Annotated in this window: 22 protein-coding genes and 2 pseudogenes; 16 read left to right on the forward strand and 8 right to left on the reverse strand. The window is 63.4% G+C overall.

The window, feature by feature from the left end:
* Positions 1-106: 106 nt before the first annotated feature.
* Positions 107-532 carry an organic hydroperoxide resistance protein gene (locus IPK59_10975; GenBank protein ID MBK8159250.1) on the reverse strand — a complete coding sequence of 142 codons (426 nt, stop codon included), beginning with the start codon at positions 530-532 and terminating at the stop codon, positions 107-109.
* Between the two features lie 222 nt (positions 533-754).
* On the opposite strand from IPK59_10975, the gene IPK59_10980 reads away from it, so the two are divergent.
* Positions 755-1,207: a MarR family transcriptional regulator gene (locus tag IPK59_10980; GenBank protein MBK8159251.1), complete on the forward strand. Its 453-nt coding sequence runs from the start codon at positions 755-757 to the stop codon at positions 1,205-1,207.
* On the opposite strand, the gene IPK59_10985 is transcribed toward IPK59_10980, so the two are convergent.
* Complete coding sequence (locus IPK59_10985; protein MBK8159252.1) at positions 1,208-1,933, reverse strand: response regulator transcription factor; 726 nt, start codon at positions 1,931-1,933, stop codon at positions 1,208-1,210. It lies immediately after the preceding gene.
* Between the two features lie 330 nt (positions 1,934-2,263).
* Between IPK59_10985 and IPK59_10990 the strand changes: the two genes are divergently transcribed.
* The 8 genes from IPK59_10990 to IPK59_11025 all read left to right on the forward strand — a co-directional run bounded on the left by IPK59_10990 (position 2,264) and on the right by IPK59_11025 (position 8,793).
* Positions 2,264-4,039, forward strand: a complete 1,776-nt coding sequence (locus tag IPK59_10990) for a SpoIIE family protein phosphatase (GenBank protein MBK8159253.1) — start codon at positions 2,264-2,266, stop codon at positions 4,037-4,039.
* Between the two features lie 3 nt (positions 4,040-4,042).
* Positions 4,043-4,378 (forward strand): STAS domain-containing protein, encoded by a 336-nt coding sequence (locus IPK59_10995; GenBank protein ID MBK8159254.1) that lies wholly within the window; start codon positions 4,043-4,045, stop codon positions 4,376-4,378.
* A gap of 27 nt (positions 4,379-4,405) precedes the next feature.
* The gene (locus tag IPK59_11000; protein ID MBK8159255.1) at positions 4,406-5,203 is read left to right on the forward strand and encodes an ABC transporter permease; all 798 of its coding nucleotides are present in this window, start codon (positions 4,406-4,408) and stop codon (positions 5,201-5,203) included.
* Between the two features lie 3 nt (positions 5,204-5,206).
* Positions 5,207-6,067, forward strand: a complete 861-nt coding sequence (locus IPK59_11005) for an ATP-binding cassette domain-containing protein (protein MBK8159256.1) — start codon at positions 5,207-5,209, stop codon at positions 6,065-6,067.
* Positions 6,068-6,091: 24 nt separating this feature from the next.
* Positions 6,092-7,114 (forward strand): MCE family protein, encoded by a 1,023-nt coding sequence (locus IPK59_11010; GenBank protein ID MBK8159257.1) that lies wholly within the window; start codon positions 6,092-6,094, stop codon positions 7,112-7,114.
* Positions 7,111-7,731 carry a membrane integrity-associated transporter subunit PqiC gene (locus IPK59_11015; GenBank protein ID MBK8159258.1) on the forward strand — a complete coding sequence of 207 codons (621 nt, stop codon included), beginning with the start codon at positions 7,111-7,113 and terminating at the stop codon, positions 7,729-7,731. The genes IPK59_11010 and IPK59_11015 overlap by 4 nt, the downstream gene beginning before the upstream one ends.
* 135 nt (positions 7,732-7,866) lie before the next feature.
* Positions 7,867-8,346, forward strand: a complete 480-nt coding sequence (locus tag IPK59_11020) for a peptidylprolyl isomerase (protein MBK8159259.1) — start codon at positions 7,867-7,869, stop codon at positions 8,344-8,346.
* A 213-nt stretch (positions 8,347-8,559) separates the two neighbouring features.
* A complete protein-coding gene (locus IPK59_11025) occupies positions 8,560-8,793 on the forward strand; it encodes a hypothetical protein (GenBank protein ID MBK8159260.1) in 234 nt (77 codons plus the stop codon).
* An 8-nt stretch (positions 8,794-8,801) separates the two neighbouring features.
* On the opposite strand, the gene IPK59_11030 is transcribed toward IPK59_11025, so the two are convergent.
* Together IPK59_11030 and IPK59_11035 are read right to left on the reverse strand one after the other, a co-directional pair.
* Positions 8,802-9,680, reverse strand: coding sequence for an EamA family transporter (locus IPK59_11030; GenBank protein MBK8159261.1), 879 nt, complete (start codon positions 9,678-9,680; stop codon positions 8,802-8,804).
* A gap of 79 nt (positions 9,681-9,759) precedes the next feature.
* Entirely contained in the window at positions 9,760-10,332 is a 573-nt protein-coding gene (locus IPK59_11035; protein MBK8159262.1) for a CreA family protein, read from the reverse strand.
* Between IPK59_11035 and IPK59_11040 the strand changes: the two genes are divergently transcribed.
* Positions 10,325-10,726: a DUF2177 family protein gene (locus tag IPK59_11040; protein MBK8159263.1), complete on the forward strand. Its 402-nt coding sequence runs from the start codon at positions 10,325-10,327 to the stop codon at positions 10,724-10,726. The genes IPK59_11035 and IPK59_11040 overlap by 8 nt on opposite strands.
* On the opposite strand, the gene IPK59_11045 is transcribed toward IPK59_11040, so the two are convergent.
* The 4 genes and pseudogenes from IPK59_11045 to IPK59_11060 all read right to left on the reverse strand — a co-directional run bounded on the left by IPK59_11045 (position 10,719) and on the right by IPK59_11060 (position 14,257).
* Entirely contained in the window at positions 10,719-11,135 is a 417-nt protein-coding gene (locus tag IPK59_11045; protein ID MBK8159264.1) for an ACT domain-containing protein, read from the reverse strand. The two genes, IPK59_11040 and IPK59_11045, sit on opposite strands and share 8 nt — an antisense overlap.
* A 12-nt stretch (positions 11,136-11,147) precedes the next feature.
* Positions 11,148-12,239: a signal recognition particle-docking protein FtsY gene (gene ftsY / locus IPK59_11050; protein ID MBK8159265.1), complete on the reverse strand. Its 1,092-nt coding sequence runs from the start codon at positions 12,237-12,239 to the stop codon at positions 11,148-11,150.
* Positions 12,196-13,419, reverse strand: a pseudogene (gene mtaB, locus IPK59_11055) (tRNA (N(6)-L-threonylcarbamoyladenosine(37)-C(2))-methylthiotransferase MtaB). The gene ftsY and the pseudogene mtaB overlap by 44 nt, the downstream one beginning before the upstream one ends.
* Positions 13,412-14,257 (reverse strand): diaminopimelate epimerase, encoded by an 846-nt coding sequence (locus IPK59_11060; GenBank protein ID MBK8159266.1) that lies wholly within the window; start codon positions 14,255-14,257, stop codon positions 13,412-13,414. Before IPK59_11060 ends, mtaB begins: the two are co-directional and overlap by 8 nt.
* A gap of 230 nt (positions 14,258-14,487) precedes the next feature.
* Between IPK59_11060 and rpsT the strand changes: the two genes are divergently transcribed.
* From rpsT to gyrB, 6 genes and pseudogenes are all read left to right on the forward strand, one after another.
* A complete protein-coding gene (gene rpsT / locus IPK59_11065; protein ID MBK8159267.1) occupies positions 14,488-14,751 on the forward strand; it encodes a 30S ribosomal protein S20 in 264 nt (87 codons plus the stop codon).
* A 693-nt stretch (positions 14,752-15,444) separates the two neighbouring features.
* On the forward strand, positions 15,445-15,873 hold the full coding sequence (locus tag IPK59_11070) for a rhodanese-like domain-containing protein (protein MBK8159268.1): 429 nt from the start codon (positions 15,445-15,447) through the stop codon (positions 15,871-15,873).
* 56 nt (positions 15,874-15,929) lie between these two features.
* Positions 15,930-17,379, forward strand: a pseudogene (dnaA, locus tag IPK59_11075) (chromosomal replication initiator protein DnaA).
* Between the two features lie 263 nt (positions 17,380-17,642).
* Positions 17,643-18,761, forward strand: coding sequence for a DNA polymerase III subunit beta (locus IPK59_11080; protein ID MBK8159269.1), 1,119 nt, complete (start codon positions 17,643-17,645; stop codon positions 18,759-18,761).
* A gap of 4 nt (positions 18,762-18,765) precedes the next feature.
* Positions 18,766-20,064, forward strand: a complete 1,299-nt coding sequence (gene recF, locus IPK59_11085) for a DNA replication/repair protein RecF (protein MBK8159270.1) — start codon at positions 18,766-18,768, stop codon at positions 20,062-20,064.
* A gap of 50 nt (positions 20,065-20,114) precedes the next feature.
* On the forward strand, positions 20,115-22,556 hold the full coding sequence (gene gyrB, locus IPK59_11090) for a DNA topoisomerase (ATP-hydrolyzing) subunit B (GenBank protein MBK8159271.1): 2,442 nt from the start codon (positions 20,115-20,117) through the stop codon (positions 22,554-22,556).
* Positions 22,557-22,574: the final 18 nt, after the last annotated feature.

A 22,574-nucleotide genomic window follows, 5' to 3' on the forward strand; every position in this document is an offset into this window, starting at 1 on the left:
CATTCGTCGGCGGGGCCCGGGCATCCACGACTTACATTGCTTTGGCGAGAAACTCGTAGATCCCCGGGCCAAGCCCGGGGATGATGATCGAGCTTTTGTCGCCGTCTTACTTCACGCTCAACGTCACATCGATATTGCCGCGCGTCGCATTCGAGTACGGGCAAACCTGATGTGCCTTGTCGACCAGCGCCTGCGCGGTCGCCTTGTCGAGGCCGGGCAGCGAGATGTCGAGCGAGACAGTAAGGCCGAAGCCGCCTTCCGCGCGCGGGCCGATGCCCACTTCCGCGGTAACGGTGGTATCGGCAGGTACTTTGATCTTTTCCTGGCCGCCGACGAACTTCATGGCGCCGATGAAGCAGGCCGAATAGCCGGCGGCGAAGAGCTGTTCCGGGTTGTTGCCGGCCCCGCCGGCGCCGCCCAGTTCCTTGGGCGTCGCGAGGGTCACGCTGAAGGTGCCGTCCGCCGTCGAAGCCTTGCCATCGCGGCCACCGGTTGCCGTCGCCTTGGTGCGGTAGAGAACGTTGACGCTCATGATCTGCTTCCTTTCCACTGCCCTGTCTTTTCTTCGGGCTTCCCGGCTGGGCTGGATTGCCCGCCGCCGATGACAGGGATATTGGCACAAATTCGATTGTGCACAATTTAATTTTGCATGCACGATCTGCATACCTGGGTTGCGCAATTTAATTTTACACAAGCTATTCCCTGCGGCAGGACGGGGAATTAGATTATGAAGATGCAGAATTGAGGACCGGTCATGAAGCAAGGTGATGACAAAGACATGCTGCGCCTTTCCAAGCAGCTCTGCTTCGCGCTCTATTCGACCAGCCACGCCTTTACCCGGGCCTATAAGCCCCTGCTGGCGCCCCTCGACCTCACCTATCCCCAATACCTGGTCATGCTGGTGCTGTGGGAGGCGGATGACGTGACGGTGAAGGAGATCGGCGCGCGGCTGCAGCTCGATTCCGGAACCCTGACCCCGCTCCTGAAGCGGCTCGATGCCGCCGGCCTCGTCACCCGCATCCGCGATAGCGGCGACGAGCGGCAGGTGCGCGTGCTGCTGACCGAGACGGGCCGCCGCTTGAAAACCAGGGCCGAGGGGATTCCCAAACGTCTCGCCGAGGCGATCGGCGAACCGATCGCCGAGATCATCGCCCTGCGCGATCAGTTGACGGAAATCCGCGACCGCGTCGGAGCTACCGTCGACTGATCATTCCTCCGCCGTGGCCGGCAGCGGCTTTGTGACGGGCTCCAGCGACAGGCGCTGTGCCAGGATCACCGCCTGGGTGCGCGAAGTGACACCCAGCTTGCGCAGAATTTCGGTGACATGCGCTTTCACGGTGGGCTCGCTGATCTGCATTTCATAGGCAATCAGCTTGTTGGCCATGCCCTCGGCCAGCAAGGACAACACGCGATGCTGTTGCGGCGTCAGCTGCGCCGCGCGCTGTGCCAGATCCCGATCGCGCGAATTGAGGGCCCCGTCCCGCGCCTCGTCCGGCAGGTAGAGGGCTCCGCTCAGGATCGCGCGGACCGCGTCGAGGAATTTGTCGGCCGCCGCCAGCTTGGGGATAAACCCCGCCGCCCCCATTTCGATCGCCTGCCGCATGGCCGCCGAATTGGTGCTGGCCGAAACGATGGCGATCGGCAGGGCCGGGTGTGCGGCGCGAAGAGCTGCGAGGCCGGCCAGACCCAGCATGCCCGGCATGTCGAGGTCAAGGACCAGAAGGTCGGTTTCGGGTGCTGACTCGATCGCCGCCTGGGTTTCCGTCAGTGTGCCGGCAAAGGAGATGCGGGCGCCATCGAAGCCACCCTTGAGCGCCGCCGCCAGGGCGTCGCGCACCATCGGGTGGTCATCCGCCACGACAAAGGCCAAGACACCGGCCTGCTGCACCCCTGTTTGCTGGCTTCCTTCCTGGCCGTGGCCCTTGACCGCCATGCCGCCTCCCCCCCCCATGATAACTTTCTTGCCTGGCGCCTTTGGTGGCGCCTTCTTTTGATGATCATACACGGCCCGGGCCGGACCGGGAAAGCGTTTGCCCCGCCCCGGCCCCGCCTGCTGGCTGGGGTCTATCCAGCGGCCCAGCAAGTGTGATCCAGCTCTCTTGACCGCATGTAACCCGGTCCCGGGCCGGCGGCACAGTTGCTGCGGCGGAGATCGACGCGCTAGAGTGCCGGCACGCAAGATCAACGGCACGCGAAGTTCCAGCCTGTCCGGCAATGCAAAGGTACGTGCGATGACCCAGCAGGCGCTCGAGGCTCCATCTGAATGACCATGACCCCATCCGATTCCGGCGCGCTCAACTTCGCCGCCACGCTGGCTCGCTCGTTTGCCGCCTCGCTCAATGTCGACGCCACCGTGGGCCAGGCGCTCGCCAGCATCATCCAGCTCCTGGAAACTGAAGCCGGCTCGCTGTTCCTGCTCGACGACGCCGGCTCCATGCTGGTGTGCCGGGCCAGCGTCGGGCCGGTCAAGATCGATGGCCTCGCCGTCCCCATGGGCCAGGGCATCGTCGGCCGCGCGGTCGCCGAAGATCGCCTGCTGGTGGTCGAGAACGCCTATGAGGACAAGAACTTCTTCAAGGCGGCAGATGCCAAGAGCGGCTTTATCACGCGCTCCATCCTGTGCGCGCCGATGCGTGTCGGCGACAAGCTGATCGGCGCTGTCCAGGTTCTCAACAAGCGCTCCGGCCATCCGTTCGACGGCATCGACGGCAAGGACGCCAACATGCTGCAGGTGATGGCCAATGCCGCGGCACTGGCCATTTCCAATGCGCGCCTTGCCGACCAGTTGCTGGAACAGGAACGCATCAAACGCGAGCTTGAGCTGGCGTCCGAAATCCAGCGCAGCCTGCTCCCCAATGAGGATGACGATCTGCCGATTTGCGGCATCAATCGCCCGATCCGCGAGGTGTCCGGCGATTTTTATGATTACTTCGAACTGCCCGATGGCACGATTGCCTTTGCGCTGGGCGATGTCTCCGGCAAGGGCATGAATGCCGCCTTGCTGATGGCCAAGACCGCCAGCCTCTTCCGCTGCCTCGGCAAGACCATCCGCGATCCAGCGAGGCTGCTGTCGATCCTCAACCGCGAGATCTGCGAAACCACCAGCCGCGGCATGTTCGTCACCATGGTGGCCGGACTCTATGAGCCGGCGACCGGATTGCTGCGCTTTGCCAATGCCGGCCATTTGCCGCCGCTCATCAAGTTTCCAGATCATCTCTATGAGACCGTGGCACCGGACGCGCCACCTCTCGGCATCCTCCGGGACATGCATTTCGTCGATCACGAGATCGATCTCAAGGGTGGCTTGTTCGTGGCCTTCTCCGACGGCCTCACCGAGTTCCGCTATGGCGACGAGGAACTGGGCGTCGACGGCCTCAACCAGCTGCTGGAATATGCCCATGATGGGCCGCTGCGGCAGCGACTTGAGATGGTGTTGGCAGAACTCGACCAGGGTGGCTGGCAGGCCAAGGACGACCTCACGCTGCTGGCCATCGACGACCGCGCCGCCGGCAAGGCCTGGCAGCGGGAACGGGTCCCGGCGGTGGCAGCCCCGGCCGAGGCGGATTTCCTGTTCGGCCTCTCTTTCCCGGCCGATCCCAGCCGCCTCAAGATGATGCGCCCGGCCCTGGAGGCCGCCGCCAAGGCCTGCCAGTTCGGCGAGGACGAGATCCAGGATCTGGTCCTGGCGGCCGGCGAAGCCATCGAAAACATCATGATCCACGCCTATGGCGGCCAGGTGAAAGGCGAAATCACACTGGCGGTGCACCGCCTGCCGGACGGAATCATGCTCCGACTGCGGGATTTTGCTCCCCGCGTGGATGCCGGTAAGATAGAACCAAGGCCGCTCGACGAGGTCAGACCCGGTGGATTGGGGACGCATTTCATCCGGGCCATCATGGACGATGCCAGCTTCATCCCCTTGCCGGATGGCGAAGGGAACCTGCTGGAGCTTGTCAAACGGCGCAAAAACGCGACGGAATCCGCCGAAGCCACGGCTGTTGCCACGGCTGGCGGGGCAGATAGCAAGGGTGGGAATTAGGGGATGTCGGTGGCCAGCATCAAGGAAGAACAGGGCAAGATCGTGATCGCCCTTGAGGGGGATATCGACCTCGAGAATGCCGGCGAGGTCAGGAAGGCCCTGCTCGCCAACCTCAAGCAGAAAAAGGATCTGCTGATCGACCTGTCCGCGGTCAGCTATATCGATTCATCCGGCATCGCCAGCCTGGTCGAAGGCCTGCAGGTCGCGCGCAAGCAGAAGAACGAATTGTCGCTGGTCTCGGTCAGTGCCCGTGCGCTGCGTGTCCTGGAACTGGCCCGCCTCGACAAGGTCTTTGCCATCCATGCCGATGTCGCCGCAGCGCTTGCGGCGCGGCCTTGAGAGCGGCATGAGGCGGGACCGATCCTGATGGCCAATCCAGCAAAGATCTTCGAGACAATTGGAAGGCGCACCATCGCTGGCCTGGATGAGATGGGTTATGCCGCCGCTATTTTCTTCGAAGCGATCTACTGGACCCTGACCGGCTGGCGCTACCGGCAACCGGTGCGCGTTACCGCCACCTTCGCGGCCATGATGCAATTCGGTGTCGCGGCCTTGCCGATCGCGACGCTGCTCGCTGCCACCATCGGCTTGATGCTGGCCATCCAGAGCCTGTACAGCCTGGGCCTGTTCGGCGCCGAGCACTACGCCTATATCGGCATCGCGCTCTCCGTGGTGCGCGAGTTCAGCCCGATGATCATGGGCATCCTCATTGCCGGCCGCTCCGGCTCCGCCATCGCCGCCAAGCTTGCCACCATGAGCATCAACCAGGAGGTGGATGCCCTGCAGGTGATGGGCATCAACCCGGTCCGCTTCCTGGTGTCGCCGGTCCTCATCGCCCTCGTGCTGATGATGCCGTGCCTGGCCATGTGGGCCAATCTGGTGTCGATCCTGGCCGCCGGCCTCTATGTTTCGGCCGAGCTCAACCAGTCCTTCGGCGCCTATCTCAATGACACGATCGAGGTGCTGAAGACCGGCGACGTCTGGCACGGCCTCGGCAAGGCGACGCTGTTCGGCATCATCATAGCACTTGTGGGCGTGGTGAACGGGTCGATGGTCCAAGGCGGCGCCGAGGGTGTCGGCAAGGTCACCACCCGATCGGTCGTCATTTCGATCACGCTCATTGTCGTCGCCGACATGATCTTCGCCTACATGACGACGCAGTAAGCCATGACAACGCAAGCGACATTGTCCGCCGAAGCGGTCAACCAGGCGAACCGCCCCAGCGCTGAAGACATCGCGGCACGCCGCAAGGTGATCGAGGTCGATCATCTCGACTGGTCGTTCGGCGCGCGCCAGGTGCTGTTCGACATCAACCTCGATGTCCGCCAAGGCGAGATCATGGTGATCATGGGCGGGTCCGGCTCCGGCAAGACCACCCTGCTGCGGCACCTCGTCGGCCTGATGCCGCCGCTCCCCGGCAAGATCAAGCTGCTGGGCAAGGACATGGGCGCCTTGTCGCGCATGCAGCTGCTCGACCTCAAGCGGCGCATCGGCGTCGCCTTCCAGTTCGGCGCCCTCTTCTCCTCGATGAGCGTTTCCGAGAACGTGAAGCTGCCCTTGCGCGAGCTGACCGATCTTGAGGAACGCACCATGGACATCATGGCCAACATGAAGCTGGAGGTGTGCAACCTCTCGGGCTTCGGCCATCTGATGCCGTCCGATCTTTCGGGCGGCATGATGAAGCGCGCCTCGATCGCGCGCGCCATCGTCATGGATCCCAAGCTCATCTTCCTCGACGAACCCTCCTCGGGCCTCGATCCGGTCGTGTCTTCCGCGCTCGACGATCTCATCCTGAAATTGCGCGACGCCATGGACATCTCCGTGGTCGTGGTCAGCCACGATGTCGAAAGCGCCTACAAGATCGCCGACCGGATCACCATTCTCGACAAGGGCCAGATCCTCATTTCAGACCGCGTCGACGCGGTCCGCAACTCGACCAATGAACGGGTGCAGAACCTGCTGCATCGCCGGTCCGAGCAGGCCGAAATCGACCCCACCGAATATCTGCGCCGCCTAGCTGGCGATTGAACCATCCCGGGAGACTGAAGACCGATGCGTAATCACTTTCTCAATTATACGGCGGTGGGCATTTTCGTCGCCGCCATGATCGCGGCCCTGGTGGTGTCACTCTCCATGCTGGCCGGCCGCACCGGACCCACCGACACCTATTTCGTCGTGCTTGATGACGTGACCGACGTCAAATACGGCACCGTCGTTCGTTTTGCCGGGTTTCCGATCGGCCAGGTGGAAAAGATCACGCCGGAGAACAGCGAAGGCAAGTATCGCTTCCGCCTGCAGATCGCCGTTCAGGAAGGCTGGAAGTTCCCGCAGGATTCAATCGCCCGGATCGCTGCCTCGAGCTTCCTCGCCGGCAAGACGCTGGAAGTGAATGGCGGCCTCGCCAGCGCCACCATCGCACCTGGCGGCGAGATCGCCGGCGGCACCGCCGCCGACATGTTCTCGCTGATGGCCCAGGTCGCCGGCGAGATCGGCGACCTCTCCAAATCCTCGCTGAAGCCGCTGGTCGCCAAGATCGGCGACATCATCGACCGCATCGGCAACACGACCGAGGTGAACCTCAAGGAACTGATGGGTTCGCTCAACGAAATCGCCCACGAGGTGAACGCCAAGACGCCGGTCATCGTCGGCAATGTCGAGACCTTCTCGAGCCAGCTCAATGTCGAAATGGCCAAGGTCGACCAGCTGCTGTCGGAGAAGAATCTCGGTGCGATCGAGAATTCGCTGGGCAATATCGAGCGCGCCACCGCCAATGCCGAGGTGGCGAGCCAGGATCTGCGCAGCCTGGGCGGTCAGATCACCAAGGTGGCCGACCAGATCAGCGCGCTCGTGGCCGACAACCGCAAGAGCGTCGACAAATCGATCGCCGATCTGGAATATACGCTGCGCGCCGTGGCGCAGAACATCGACTCCATCACCCACAATCTGGACGGAACGACCCGCAACATGAACGAGTTCAGCCGCCTCATCCGCCAGAATCCCGGCCTGCTGCTGTCCGGCAGCAATCCGGAAACCGACAAGGGCCTCAACTCCAACAGCGGGGATGGCGAGCAATGACGATGACATCCTCCCTGCGCCGCGCCCTCCTGGTCGGCCTGAGTTCGGCCCTGCTCCTCGGCCTTGCCGGCTGTTTCGGGTCCGCCCCGCCCGTGCCGAAGGAGCAGTATTTCCGCCTGATCAGCAGCAGCGATCCGGCACCGGTCGGCAATCCGCTGTCGGGCACCGTCGAAGTGCCGCCGTTCAAGGCCGAAGGTGTCATGGGCGAACGCCCGCTCCTGTTCACCCAGGATAACGGCATGAAGCTCGAACAGCGCAACTATGCCTATTGGACCGACCCGCCGCCCGCCATGCTGCGCGACCAGTTGATCGCCTTTCTCGGCGCGGCGAAGCTCGCCGACCAGGTCGTACCCAGCGAGCTCCGGGTCAAGGCCCAATACCGTGTCGAAGGCCGCATCAAGCGGCTGGAACAATTGGCCGGCACCCGGAATGGCGGCGCCATCACCCTTGAACTCGCCCTTATCGACAAGGAAACCGACGATATCGTCGCTTCCGGCATCTATGAGGTGACCAAGGATGCGAGCGGCCCCAACATTGACGATGCCGTTCATGCCCTCAACGCCGGCCTCGACGAGATCTTCGCCCAGTTCGCGGCCGACCTCGCCAAGCGCGGCTGAACCGGGCCGCGCGGCCGGGGCGTTGCCGGGGAATAGCTTGAATTCAGGCACCGATCACCATAGATAGGCGCCCATCGCTCAACATTCGGCCCGCGCCCAGAACAGGTACGGGGTCCAAACGAAAGGAATTCCTTCATGTCCCGCGGCGCCCTCAAGGTTCACGACCTGACGCCTGAGAAGATCAAGAGCCTCAAGCATTGCACCATCTCGACCACCAAGGGCGACATGAAGCTGGAAATGTTCCCGGAAGAGGCCCCCAATTCGGTCGCCAATTTCTATGTCCTGGCCGAGGACAAGTTCTATGACGGGCTCAACTTCCACCGCGTCATCCCCGGTTTCGTCGCCCAGGGCGGCTGCCCGGAAGGGACGGGCACCGGTGGGCCTGGCTGGCGCATCGCCTGCGAGACCAAGGGCAACCCGCACAAGCATGTCGAAGGCGCCCTCTCGATGGCGCATGCCGGGCGCGACACCGGCGGCTCACAATTTTTTCTGGTTCTGGAGAAGCAACCGCACCTTGATGGTGGTCACACGGTCTTCGGCCAGATCGTCGAAGGGCTCGATGTCCTACAATCCCTAGAGATGGGCGACGAGATCAACCACATCCGGTTTGAATAACGGCAAAATCCTAAAATCCCATAGTTCTAAATTAGCTCAATAACTTAGCTGCGCCCCTGAAACCTCTTGTTAAGACATGAGGCCTAAACTGCCATGGTCAGGTGTCTGACAGGTGATCGACATGGGGTCGGTCGCCGGCATGGTTTTAGGGGCGCGACTATGGGGCGGGTTTTACTGAATTGGTTGCCGTGGCACCGGGACGACAAGGTTCTGGTGGATGAGCAAAGCGAGACCCTGGACGTGGGCTCTGTTCTCATTGAAATTTCCGACAAGCTGCCGCAGCACATGTATGCCCATTGGCGCATTGAAAAGCGCTTCAAGGGTCCTGGCGATCAGCCGCATGTCGCCTTGCGCAATGTGAGCGATCCTTATGCCCACAAGCTGCTGTCGGTCTCGTCGCTGATTTCGGCGCGCCGCTTCCAGTTGATGGACGCCGCCGCGCATTGATCGCAGGCTCAATGCAGCAGGACGGCGCCTAGGGCCACCAGGCTCACCGACGCATAGCGCCGTTTGCGGAACCGTTCCTTCAGCAGGAAGGCGCTCATGAGGGCAGCGAAGATCACGCTGGTCTCGCGCAGGGCGCTGACATGGGCGAAGGCCCCCGACTTCATCGCGAAGATGGCGATGGCATAGGCGCCGGCGGAAAGCGCACCGCCGGCAAGGCCGACCTTCCAGGCCTTGGCCCAATAGGCGATTGCGGTGCCGACGCCGCGCCGCCACAGGCAGAACAACACCAGCAACGGCGCATCCAGCGCGAACAGCCAGGCGATATAGCCGAATTGCTGTGCCTCATCCGAGCCGGCATGGCGAATGCCGAGACCGTCGCACAGCGTATAGCTCATGATGCAGATGCCGGTCATCAGGCCGAAGGCGACCGGTTCCCACTTATGCTTGCCGGCAAGCGGCTTCTCGACCGAGAGGCTCAAGATGCCGATGGAGATGGCGGCCACACCGGCCATCTGCCAGCCGGCGAGGATCTCATGGGGCGGCAGGATCCAGGCCGACACCGCCACCAGCAGCGGCGCCGAGCCGCGGGCGATGGGATAGACCTGACTGAGTTCCCCATGGCGATAGGCCAGTACCAGGAACAGGTAATAGCCAAGATGGGTGAGGAGCGAGCCCAGCAGATAGATCCAGCTCTCCGGCGCCGGGATCTCTGTCATCAACAGGAACGGCAAGGCAATGACGCCGGCAAGGCCCATGGTGAGGCCCATATTGAGCAGAGTGTCGTGGCCGATCTTGACCAGAACGTTCCAGCTGGCGTGCATGACGGCGGCCAGCAGGACCAGCAGCGTCATCGAAAGCGAAAGTGTCATCATGATGGGGCGGACCATGACATATGGATGACATCCTGCCCAATCGCTTGTTTCGATGGGGGTATAGGTGAAATCGCATAGGTCGCGGCCGCCGCCCTCAGTCGAGCGGCACCACGGAAATGGAGTTGTAGGGCGAACCGTCGATCAGCTTGGTCGACCAGACCAGATAGACCAGCACGTTCTTCTGCGTATCCATGAAGCGGCTGATGCGCAGCTCCTTGAACAGGATCGAGGCATCCTCGGAAAAGACCACCTCGCCCTTCTTGTCCGTGGGGATCTTCCCGGTCACCCGGGTGGGGCCGACCGCGCGGCAGGCGATGGAAAAGCGGCTGGGATCCTCGGCAAAGCCCATGGCGCCGCTCCAGCCGCCGGTTTCGGCGCGGCTGAGATAGCAGGACACGTTCTCGACCTTGGGATCGTCATAGCGTTCGATGACGACCTTGTCGTTGGGACTCATCATGCGGAAAGTTGTGGACACCTCGCCGATCGCCTCCTGCGCCGGGGCCAGGGGTGCCCTAGCGGCAGCGTGGCGCCATGCGGAATATTTCCCAGAACATATTGAACCCGATTCATGATCATCTCGTATCCCGTCGTGGTGGCAGTTAACCGGAACCTTCGGCCACGGCCTGGGTTCCCTCGCAGCATAGCAAGAGAGAGCAAACGTGCGCAGATATCTCGTGACCTATCTTGCCGTCCTGGTCCTGTTCATTCTCATCGACGGAATCTGGCTGGGCCTGGTCGCCGTCGATTTCTACCGCGAGGGCCTTGGCGAACTGATGGCGCCGACACCGAACTGGGCCGCCGCCGTCGCGTTCTACCTGATTTATCCGGCCGGGCTGGTGTTCATTGCGATTGCCGGCACGGATCGGCCGGCCATGGCAGGCGTGGCGCTGCGCGCCGCCGTGCTCGGATTTATCGCCTACATGACCTATGATCTCACCAACCTTGCCACCTTGAGGGATTGGCCGCTGGGCCTGTCGCTGCTCGATATGGTCTGGGGCGCCCTGCTCTCCGCCGTGTCGGCGTCGCTCGGCTGGCGCATCACCAGCGCCGCGTTCAAGTAGCGGCCGCGCGCTGCTGCAGCGCCTGCAGCAAGCCAAGCGCCTGCGCGGCAAGATCGCGCGGGACAAAGACATGGTCGTGATGGAAAGCCGCCACCATGTTGCAGGGGATATTGTGCTCCGCCAAGGCTGCGGCGACGGCTGCGGTGAGGCCGACGCCGTCCAGCGCCGAATAGACTGAGAGGGTGATCTGCCGCATCGGCGATGCGCAGTCGAACCCAAGCGCCTCGGCATCAAGGAGGGGCAGGATCAGCGATGTGCCCTCCGATTCCTTGAACCAGCCAATGGCCTGGGACTGCGCACGGGCGGCCAAACCGGCATCTTCCGTGCTGCAGAAGACATAATCGCCGTCGATCAGGCTCGGCGACATGCCGGCCAGCATCTCCTTGGCGTCACGGATTGGAATTGCCATTGAGGGTTCTCCTCAGGTCACGTCCATCAGGGAGCGGGCGAATTCCTGGGCGGCGAAGGGTTTGAGATCGTCCTGGCCCTCTCCCACGCCGATCGCCACCACCGGCAGGCCAAAACGTTCGGCGAGCGCCACCAGCACGCCGCCCTTGGCCGACCCATCCAGCTTGGTGATGACGAGGCCGGTCACCTGGCAGATCTGCTTGAAGATATCGACCTGGCTGTGCGCGTTCTGGCCCACGGTCGCATCGAGCACCAGCAGGCAATCATGCGGCGCCGACGGATCGACCTTCTTCACCACGCGCACGATCTTGGCGAGTTCTTCCATGAGGCCCGCCTTGTTCTGCAGGCGGCCCGCCGTGTCGATGAGGAGGAGGTCGATTCCTTCAGCCTTGGCTTCCTGCACCGCGTCGAAAGCGAGCCCGGCGGGATCAGCCCCTTCGCCGCGCGCGATCACCGGCACGCCGGCACGCTCGCCCCAGATCTTCAGCTGTTCGACGGCGGCGGCGCGGAACGTGTCGCCCGCAGCCAGCATGACGCGTCTGCCCTGGCCCTGATAGAGGCGCGCGAGCTTGCCGATGGTCGTCGTCTTGCCGGACCCGTTGACGCCGACCACAAGAACGACATGCGGACGGTGGTCTGCGATGACAAGCGGCTTGGCCACCGGCTCCAGGATCGCCGCGATCTCATCGGCAAAGAGTGCCCGCACTTCCTCAGAGGTCACTTCCTTGTCGAAGCGATCCTTGGCCAAGGTCGCCGTCAATCTCGCCGCTGTCGCCGGGCCCAGATCGGCAGCGATCAAGGCCTCTTCCAACTCGTCAAGCAGGGCCCGGTCGAGCTTCCGCTTGGTGAAGATCCCGGTGATGCTGTCGGTGAGCTTGGCGGAGGAGCGGCTGAGGCCGGATTTCAGGCGCTGGAACCAGCCCTGCTTCTCGCGTGTCGTACTGTCGGTCATGGGCGATCGGGACTGCAAATCTGGATCATGCGGCGATGGCGGTGAGATGCTCGTCCGTCGCCCCATTGATGCGGGTATCGATGATGCTGCCCGGCACGGCGCTGAAGCCCAGCGAGACGGGTGCGAAATGATCGCTGTGGCCGAAGGCGGCATTGCCGTCCGACTTCTCGACCAGCACGCGGGCGGCGGCGCCGAACTGGCGCGCGAAATAGGCACGCTGGGCGACAAGGCCGCGCGCGCGCAGGGCCTGGGCCCGCGCCTTGCGCACCGGCCCCGGCACCTGGGGCATCTTCGCAGCCGGCGTACCGCTGCGTGCCGAATAAGGGAAGACATGAAGGAAGGTGAGATTGCAATCCTCGATGAGGCGCAGCGAATTCTCGAACATCGCATCGGTCTCGGTCGGGAAGCCGGCGATGAGGTCGGCGCCGAACACCAGATCCGGCCGCGCTGCCAGCATCTCGGTCGTGAAGCGGATCGCATCATCGCGGCTGTGGCGACGCTTCATGCGCTTCAGGATCATGTCGTCGCCGGCCTGCAGCGACAGATGCAGGTGCGGCATCAGCCGTTCTTCGGAAATGATCAGCCGGCGCAGCTCGTCATCCACCTCGACCACATCGATCGAAGAGAGACGCAGGCGTGGCAATTCCGGCACCAGCGTCAGGATGCGCCGCGTGAGGGCACCGAGGCCCGTCTTGCCCGGCAGATCGCCGCCATAGGAGGTGATGTCGACGCCGGTCAGCACCACTTCGCGGACACCGTTCGCGACCAATTGGCGGATCTGCTCGACAATGGCGCCGGTCGGCACCGAGCGGCTGTTGCCGCGGCCGAACGGGATGATGCAGAAGGTGCAGCGATGATCGCAGCCCTGCTGGATCTCGACGAAGGCCCGGGCACGCGCGGCGAAACCGGAGATGAGATGCGGCGCCGTTTCCGTCACCGTCATGATATCGGCGACCGCGACATGGGGTTCGCGCGACAAGCTGAGCGCGGTGAAGCTCTCGGCCTTCAGCTTTTCCTCATTGCCGAGGACGGCGTCTACTTCATCCATCGCCGCGAATTTTTCCGGCGCGATCTGCGCGGCACAGCCCGTGACGATGATGCGCGCCGCCGGATTGAGGCGGCGCGCCTTGCGGATGGCCTGGCGCGCCTGGCGCTCGGCTTCCGAGGTAACGGCGCAGGTATTGATGATGATGGCATCGCTGAGACCCGCAGCCGACGCATGATTGCGAATGACTTCGCTCTCGAAAGCATTCAAGCGGCAGCCGAACGTCACCAATTGCGGCTGACCTGGCGTCGCTGCCTCAATGACGGGAACGAGCGTTTCCTCAGCCATGGCTATTCACGAGACTGTCGAGGTCGATCGTTCCCTCATAGGACAAGGTCCAGGGGCCGGTCATGCGCACATGGCCGTTCTCCAGCCATTCGATGGTAAGTGTCCCGCCATCGACGATGACCTCGCCCTTGCGGCCCGTAAGGCCACGGCGTGCCGCCGCCACGAGGGCCGCACAGGCACCCGAGCCGCAGGCCAGCGTAATCCCGGCACCGCGCTCCCACACCCGCATGCGCATGCTGGTGGGCGAGAGGATCTGGACGAATTCGATGTTGGCGCGGTTCGGGAAGAAGGGATGGTTCTCCAACTGCAGGCCGATCACCGGCAGATCGATCGCCGCCACGTCGGGCACGAAGAAGACGGCGTGGCTGGAGCCGACATTGACGCCAACCGGATCCGACACCGGACCGAGCGCCACCGGCATGTGGAGCGTATCGCAGGCGGACGCCACCGGAATATCGGCCCAGTCGAGATTGGCCGGGCCCATATCGACGGCGATCTGGCCGTTGTCGAGGCGCTCCGCCGGCAGCAGGCCGGCGACCGTCTCGATCACCGCGTGGCCATTCGCCTTCTCGTCCATGATGCGCGCGGCGATACAGCGCGTGGCGTTGCCGCAGGCGCGTGCTTCCGATCCGTCGGCGTTGTGGAGGCGCATGAACACATCGGCCCCGGGCGTCAGCGGATTCTCCAGCGTCACCATCTGGTCGAAGCCGACGCCAAAATGCCGGTCGCCCAGGCGCTGCCGCTGCTGCACGGAGAGCGTCAGATCCTGCCGACGCGCATCCAGCACGACAAAATCATTGCCGAGGCCATGCATCTTGAGGAACGGGACAGCGGTCATCCGGGCGGTATCCTGGCTTAAACTCGTGTGGTTATGCCGGTGGCCTTGCCCCAAGTCCAATGATTTCAGTAGGATCGGCCCCTGCGCCGGGTGCAGGGCACACACCATAGTCCAGGGCCGGCTTTAAGATGCCGAAATGCCGCTCCACGGCACCGGTTGACGGGTGGGGCCACCCTCTGTATAACCCGCCGCCAATAGAATTTCTTACGTTTCAAAGCAGGTATTGCCCCATGGCTCATCACAAATCAGCGGAAAAGCGCATCCGTCAGACCGTCGTCAGCACGGCGCGCAACCGCACCAATAACAGCCGTTTGAAGACCGCCGTGAAGAAGGCCGAGATGGCCATCGCCAGCGGCAACAAGGCCGAAGCCGAAGCGGCGCTGAAGGCAGCGCAGCCGGAATTGGCCCGTGGCGTCGTCAAGGGCGTGGTGCACAAGAACACCGCCGCCCGCAAGATGTCCCGCCTGACCAAGCGTCTGCGCGCCCTCGCCTGACCAAGGCGGGGCCGATCTCAGGTCCCATCTGAAACCCGGCCCGTAAGGGTCTGGCAGCTATCGCGGTAAACCGCGGCACCTCCCTGAGGGCCGCGGTTCACGTTTGTGGCTCCATGCCCCCTACGCCACCATCCGTTGTAGTCCTTTGACCAGACCGGGCTGTTGAATCTGTGATGTTTCGGCCACAGCGAGGGTGCCAAGAGTCGATTCCAACCCGTTCTCGATTCGGACTTGTTGCATGCCCAATTGTGCGCGCGTAGAGTCCCTTTCGGCCGCGAGACAGGGCGTTGGCCGGGGCTCGAAAAGAGCTCGATCACGGGAAAATTTGCTATAAAAAACAAAGATCTATGATGCGTGACGACACGTTTCATCAGTTCTCTTGCCGAGGCTGCGGCGGTATCTCCGTCAAGCTCGCCAGTGAACGCCGGAAAGCTACCAGATTCACACGATCTGGACCCTTCTCAGCGTCTGTTTTCCCCCTTCAGCACCTGTGGCAACCAAGTCACGGTTACATTGCGCGCGTTCATGGAATAATCGCGCATTGGTTGCAGCCTTACTCACCCGATCCCAACAGGTTCGGCGGCCGGGCTTAAGTTAACTATTAAGACCGCCGCCGATCCGGGTGCCACGCCGCCTTTAGGCGCGTGACTCCTATGCGGCAGCGGAAATGACGATTGTTGGGGGAAGCACGGCATGAGCAATACTGGAACCTATGCGGGCGACGTGATGCCGCAAGCCGCCTGGGACGCCCTCGTCAGCCACCCGCAGGCGCGCCTGATCGACGTCCGCACCCAGCCGGAATGGAGCTTTGTCGGCATCCCCGACCTTTCCACCATCGGCAAGAAGGTGGTCCTCGCCTCCTGGCAGAACTATCCCACCATGGCGGTCGATGCCGATTTCGTGGGCAAGGTGAAGGCCCAGCTGGGCGAGGTTAAGGGACCGCTTTACTTCCTGTGCCGGTCGGGCGCGCGCTCGCGCGCGGCGGCCATTGCCATGACCGAGGCGGCCCTTGGTCCCTGCTTCAACATCAGCGGCGGGTTCGAGGGCGACAAGGATGCCGGCAGCCATCGTGGCCGCGCCAATGGCTGGAAGGTCGCCGACCTTCCCTGGGTGCAGGACTGATGAGCAGCATCATGAGCCGGAATGACGAGATGAATCTGGGGTTTGGGGGCAAGGGCATGCTCGAAGCTGGCAGCGATTCGCTTCTCAATGCGCAATGGGCCCGTGTGCGTGGTCGCCTGCGTGCCGAATTCGGCGAAGCGACGTTCCGATCCTGGCTGAAGCCGCTGACCCTTGCCGGCCGCCGTGGCCAGGATCTGCGCGTGGCCGTGCCGTCGCGCTTCATGCGCGACTGGGTGGCGACGCATTACGCCGACCGGATCATGGCGCTGTGGTGCAGCGAATGTCCGGAGATCCGCTCGGTCGAGGTGATCGTCGACAGCCGTGACACAAGTGCTGCCGACGATGCGACGGCGGATGATTTCGCAGCCCTTGATGCGCCGGCCCATGCGACCGCCGATGCCCCCGCTGCGAATGACAGCCATCAGATCATGTCGCCGGGCATGTCTGCGGTGAGCCAGGCCGAGGCCGATGGTCTTGCCGAAGTGAGTGCGACACTCGATCCCCGCCTGACCTTCGACAATTTCGTGGTCGGCAAGTCGAACGAGCTTGCCCATGCTGCCGCGCTGCGCGTCGCTGAATCCGATGTCGTGCCGTTCAATCCGCTGTTTCTTTATGGCGGCGTCGGCCTCGGCAAGACGCATCTCATGCATGCGATCGCGCATCACATCAAAAAGAAGCAGCCCCAGAAGCGGGTGATCTATCTCTCCGCCGAGAAGTTCATGTACCAGTTCATCCGCGCTTTGCGGAACAAGAACACCATGGCCTTCAAGGAACTGTTCCGCTCGGTCGACGTGCTGATGGTCGATGACGTGCAGTTCATCATCGGCAAGGAATCGACCCAGGAAGAGTTCTTCCACACCTTCAACGCGCTGTTCGATCAGAACAAGCAGGTGGTGCTCTCCGCCGACAAATCGCCCTCCGACCTCCAGGGGCCTTGAGGAGCGCATGCGCACGCGCTTCGGCTGGGGCTTGGTCGCCGACATCCATCCGACCACCTACGAACTCCGCCTCGGCATCCTGCAGGCCAAGGCCGAGCAGGCGCCCATCCAGATCCCCTCCAAGGTGCTGGAATTCCTCGCCCACCGCATCTCGTCGAATGTGCGCGAGCTGGAAGGTGCGCTCACCCGCATCATCGCCCATGCGACGCTGGTCGGCCGCCCCGTCTCGGTCGAATCCGCCCAGGAACTCCTCAAGGATCTGCTGCGGGCCAACGACCGCTCGGTCACCATCGAGGAAATCCAGCGGCGCGTCGCCGAGCATTACAACATCAAGCTGGCCGATATGAGCTCGCCCCGGCGCGCCCGCCAGGTTTCGCGCCCGCGCCAGATCGCCATGTATCTCGCCAAGCAACTGACCACCAAATCGCTGCCCGATATCGGCCGCTCCTTTGGTGGGCGCGACCATACGACCGTGATGCACGCCGTGAAAAAGGTCGAGGAACTGGCGGCCGGCGATATCTCGTTTTCCGAAGATATCGACTTGCTCAAGCGCATGCTGGAAGGCTGATTTTCACCAAGCTTTCTGGGGGTTTGCCGGGCCCCCGATAGGGTCCTTCCGGGCCATAAAACCCTGTTGCCCGGGGCCTAACCTGCTATAATCCCCCACTTGCTGGAAAACATCGGCCGATTCGGCCTATGCCGCCTTGCGCGGGGGACCTTCAGGCAAGGTTGGAAACGATCGGACCGACGGCGTCGGAACCCGCATGCGAGGCCTCATCGGCCCGGTGTGGCGGGTCCCGCCAGCGGCCAGAAACAGGGTTGAGTTAGGCCATGAAACTGACCATCGAGCGGACCCTCCTGCTGAAGGCGCTGGGCCACGTGCAGAGCGTTGTCGAACGGCGCAACACCATTCCCATCCTCTCCAACGTGCTGGCCGAGGCCAAGGACGGCCAGCTGGCGTTGACCGCCACCGACATGGACCTCGCGGTCGTGGAAAAGGTGCCGGCGGATATCGCCGCCCCGGGTGCGGCCACGGTGCCCGCCCACACGCTCTACGACATCGTCCGCAAGCTGCCCGATGGCGCACAGGTCCAGATCGAATTGGCCGCCGACGGCCAGCAGGTCACGGTAAAGGCCGGGCGATCGCGCTTTGCCTTGGCGACCCTGCCCAAGGAGGATTTCCCGGCCATCCATGCCGGCGACCTGCCGCACAAATTCCCGCTCTCCGCCGCGGACCTCAAAGGCCTCATCGATCGCACCAAATTCGCGATCTCGACGGAAGAGACGCGCTATTACCTCAATGGCATCTACGTCCACGCCTATGCCGCCGGCAAGCAGACCAGTCTGCGCGCGGTGGCGACCGACGGCCATCGCCTGGCCCGGGTCGAAATGCCGTTGCCAGAGGGCGCCGAGAGCATTCCCGGCGTGATCGTGCCCCGGAAGATGGTCAACGAAGTCCGCAAGCTCATCGAGGATTTCGAGGGGTCGGTCGACGTCTCGCTCTCCGACAGCCGCATCCGCTTCGCCTTTGCCGACGTGGTGCTGACCTCGAAGCTGATCGACGGGTCGTTCCCGGACTATCAGCGTGTCATTCCTACCGCCAATGACAAGGTGCTGGAAGTCGACCGCAAGGAGTTCCGCGACGCGGTCGACCGCGTCTCGACCATCTCCAGCGAGAAATCGCGCGCCGTGAAGCTCAGCCTGAAGCCGGGCACGCTCACTCTCTCGGCCACCAGCGCCGAGAATGGCAGCGCCTCGGAAGAGATCGAGGTGAAGTATGACGGCCAGCCGATGGAAATCGGCTTCAACTCGAAATATCTGCTCGATGTCGCCGACGAGATCGAGGGCCAGGGCCTGGAATTGAAACTGGCCGATTCCGTGGCCCCCACTTTGCTGCGCGACATGGCGGATGCCCAGGCACTCTATGTGCTGATGCCGATGCGCGTGTGAGGCAATGTCGGTCGCCGAGCGCGGAACCGACATCACCCAGATCACGCCACACCCGGTAGCGCAGGTGGCGAACGGATTTTTGTACCTCTCGCTGACGTCGTTCCGCAATTACCGCGAGATCGGGATCGAAACCGGGCTCGAACGCGGGCTTGGCGCCGTCGTGCTGACGGGCCGCAACGGTGCCGGCAAGACCAATCTCCTGGAAGCGCTCTCCTATCTCTCGCCCGGTTCCGGCCTGCGCCAGGCGACCATCGCCGAGATCGAGTTCCGCAATGCCGGCAATCACGCAAGCGTGCACAGCAGCGAGACGCAGGACGGCTTCGCGCGCCAGGGCGGCATCGCCTGGGCGGTCCATGCCCGCTATCTGGGCCGTGGCGGCGAGCATGCGCTGGGCACCGGCCGCGATCCCCTGGCCTTGGCCCAGAATGGCCGCGAACGCCGCATCTCGCGCATCAACGGCGCCAATGTCCGCTCACAGGCGAGCTTTGCCGAGATTCTCACCGTGTTGTGGCTCACCCCGCAGATGGACCGGCTGTTTTCGGAAGCAACCTCCTCGCGCCGCCGTTTCCTCGACCGGCTGGTTTATGGCCTTGATCCGACCCATGCCGCCCGGGTGGCTGCTTACGAACAGGCCATGCGCGAACGCGCGCGCCTCCTGCGCGGCGAAGGCCCCTCGGCCCCCGGCGGCGACATGAACGCCTGGCTCGCTGGCCTGGAAAGCGAGATGGCGGCACAAGGCGTTGCCATTGCGGCAGCCAGGCTCGATGCAACCGCCAGCCTCAACTCCGCCATGGCGGAGGCCGTGGGACCGTTCCCGCAGGCTGATCTCGCTGTGGCCGGCTCTGTCGAAGCCTCGCTGGATTCCATGCCGGCGCTGGAAGCCGAGGACCTGTTGAGAGCGCGCCTCGCCGCCGCCCGCGGCACCGACGCCGAAAGCGGCGTGACACAATGGGGCACCCACCGATCCGACCTTGTCGTGACCCTCTCGGGTCGCCATCTCGGGGGAGCCCCTTTACGCGCCGGCGATTGCTCGACCGGCGAGCAGAAGGCCCTGCTGGTGGCGATCATCCTCGCCGAAGCACGGCTCTCGACCAAACGGCGCGGCGAAGCCCCGGTGCTGCTGCTTGACGAAGTGGCGGCCCATCTCGACCGCCAGCGCCGCGATGCCCTCTTTGCCGAGTTGCAGGCGCTCCAGGCGCAATGCTGGCTGACCGGCACGGAACGCGAGACGTTCCAATCCCTGGATGGCTGGGCCCATTTCATGACCGCAGGCGATGGCCGCCTGCTGCCGGATATGAACTAGGCCAAGCCATCTCAACCTGATTTGACCTTTGCAGTAACGAGACCCAGACCATGAGCGACGAGAACAAAGAGAATGGAACCACCGGTGGAAACCACGGCGCCGACGATTACGGCGCCGATTCCATCCGCGTGCTGAAAGGGCTCGACGCCGTCCGCAAGCGCCCCGGCATGTATATCGGTGACACCGATGACGGCTCTGGCCTCCATCACATGGTCTATGAAGTCGTCGATAACGCCATCGACGAAAGCCTCGCCGGCTGGTGCGACCGCATTGATGTGAGCCTCAATGGCGACGGCTCGGTGACGGTGCGCGACAATGGCCGCGGCATTCCGGTCGACATCCACAAGGAAGAAGGCGTCTCGGCGGCCGAGGTCATCATGACCCAGCTCCATGCCGGCGGTAAGTTCGACCAGAACAGCTACAAGGTCTCGGGTGGCCTGCACGGTGTCGGTGTCTCGGTGGTGAACGCGCTCTCTGAACGCCTTGACCTCCGCATCTGGCGCGACGGCAAGGAGCATTTCCTGCGCTTCCGTCATGGCGATCCGGAAGCACCGCTGGTCGTGACCGGTCCCGCCGGCGACAATCGCGGCACCGAGGTTACCTTTCTCGCCTCGAAGGAAACCTTCACCAAGACCGAATACGACTACGCGACGCTGGAGCATCGCCTGCGCGAGCTCGCTTTCTTGAATTCCGGCGTGCGCCTCATCCTCACCGACAACCGCACGGTCGAGCCGAAATCGGTGGAGCTCCATTACGAAGGCGGCCTCGAGGCCTTCATCCGCTATCTCGACCGCGCCAAGAATCCGCTCCATGGCTCGGCCATCACCATGATGCAGGAAAAGGACGGCATGACCGTCGAGGCGGCCCTGGAATGGACCGACAGCTATCACGAGACGATGCTGTGCTTTACCAACAACATCCCGCAGCGGGATGGCGGTACCCACCTCCAGGGCTTCCGCGCAGCGCTCACGCGCCAGATCAACAAATACGCGGAAGAAAGCGGCATCGCCAAGCGCGAGAAGGTAACGCTCACCGGCGACGACGCCCGCGAAGGCCTCACCTGCGTGCTCTCCGTGAAGGTACCGGACCCGAAATTCTCTTCACAGACGAAAGACAAGCTGGTTTCGTCCGAAGTGCGCCCCGTGGTCGAGAACATCGTCAACGAGCGCCTCGCCCAATGGTTCGAGGAACATCCGGCCGATGCCAAGCGCATCGTCGGCAAGGCGGTCGAAGCCGCCGCCGCCCGCGAAGCCGCCCGTAAGGCCCGCGATCTCACGCGGCGCAAGGGTGCGCTCGATATCTCGTCCCTGCCCGGCAAGCTTGCCGATTGCCAGGAACGCGACCCGGCCTTGTCAGAACTCTTCATCGTCGAGGGTGATTCCGCAGGCGGGTCGGCGAAGCAAGGCCGTCACCGCAAGAACCAGGCGATCCTTCCCTTGCGCGGCAAGATCCTCAATGTCGAGCGTGCGCGCTTTGACAAGATGCTCTCCTCGGACCAGATCGGTACGTTGATCGCAGCCCTCGGCACCAGCATCGGGCCCGAGGAATTCGATATTGCCAAGGCGCGCTATCACAAGATCATCATCATGACCGACGCCGATGTCGACGGCTCGCACATCCGCACGCTGCTGCTCACCTTCTTCTATCGGCAGATGCCGGAGTTGATCGAGAAGGGCTATCTCTACATCGCGCAGCCGCCGCTCTACCGCGCCGCCAAGGGCAAGTCCGAGCATTACCTGAAGGATGATCTCGCGCGCGAGGATTATCTCATCTCGCTCGGCCTCGACACGGCGGTTCTGACGCTCGGCAATGGCGAGCAGATCGCCGGCCCGGATCTCCGCCGCGTGGTTGATCTTGCGGCACAGGCCAAGCATCTGATGGAACCTCTCATCCGCAAGGTGGGTTCCGCCGCCGTGGTGAGCCAGACCGCCATCCGTGGTGGCCTCAATCCGCAGGCCGCGACCAACCCGGAACTGGCTGCCGCGATCGCCGCCGAGCTCGACAAGATCTCACCCCCCGCCGAACGCGGCTGGTCCGGCCTGTCCGACCAGCAGGGCGGCCTTGCCTTCAAGCGGCGCCTGCGCGGTGTCACCTCGGGCCATGTGATCGATGCGAGCCTCATCCGCTCGGCCGAGGCCCATCGCCTCGACCAGATGAAGGAGGGCCTGCTTGAGAGCTTCGGCACGGCAGCAAGCCTCGTCGCCAAGGACCGCACGGCCGTCATCAACGGCCCCATCGACCTCATCGACGTGGTGACCGAGATCGGCAGCAAGGGCATCGACATCCAGCGCTACAAGGGCCTCGGCGAAATGAATCCCGAGCAGCTCTGGTCGACGACCCTCGATCCCGCCGTGCGCTCGCTCCTCCAGGTCAAGGTCAACCACGTCGACGAAGCCGAAGAAATCTTCTCGACCCTGATGGGCGACCTGGTCGAACCAAGGCGCGATTTCATCCAGCAGAATGCGCTCAACGTCGCGAATCTGGATGTGTGAGATGGCAATCTGAGGATG

The sequence above is a fragment of the Rhodospirillaceae bacterium genome (genome assembly GCA_016712715.1).
Lineage (GTDB): Bacteria > Pseudomonadota > Alphaproteobacteria > Dongiales > Dongiaceae > Dongia.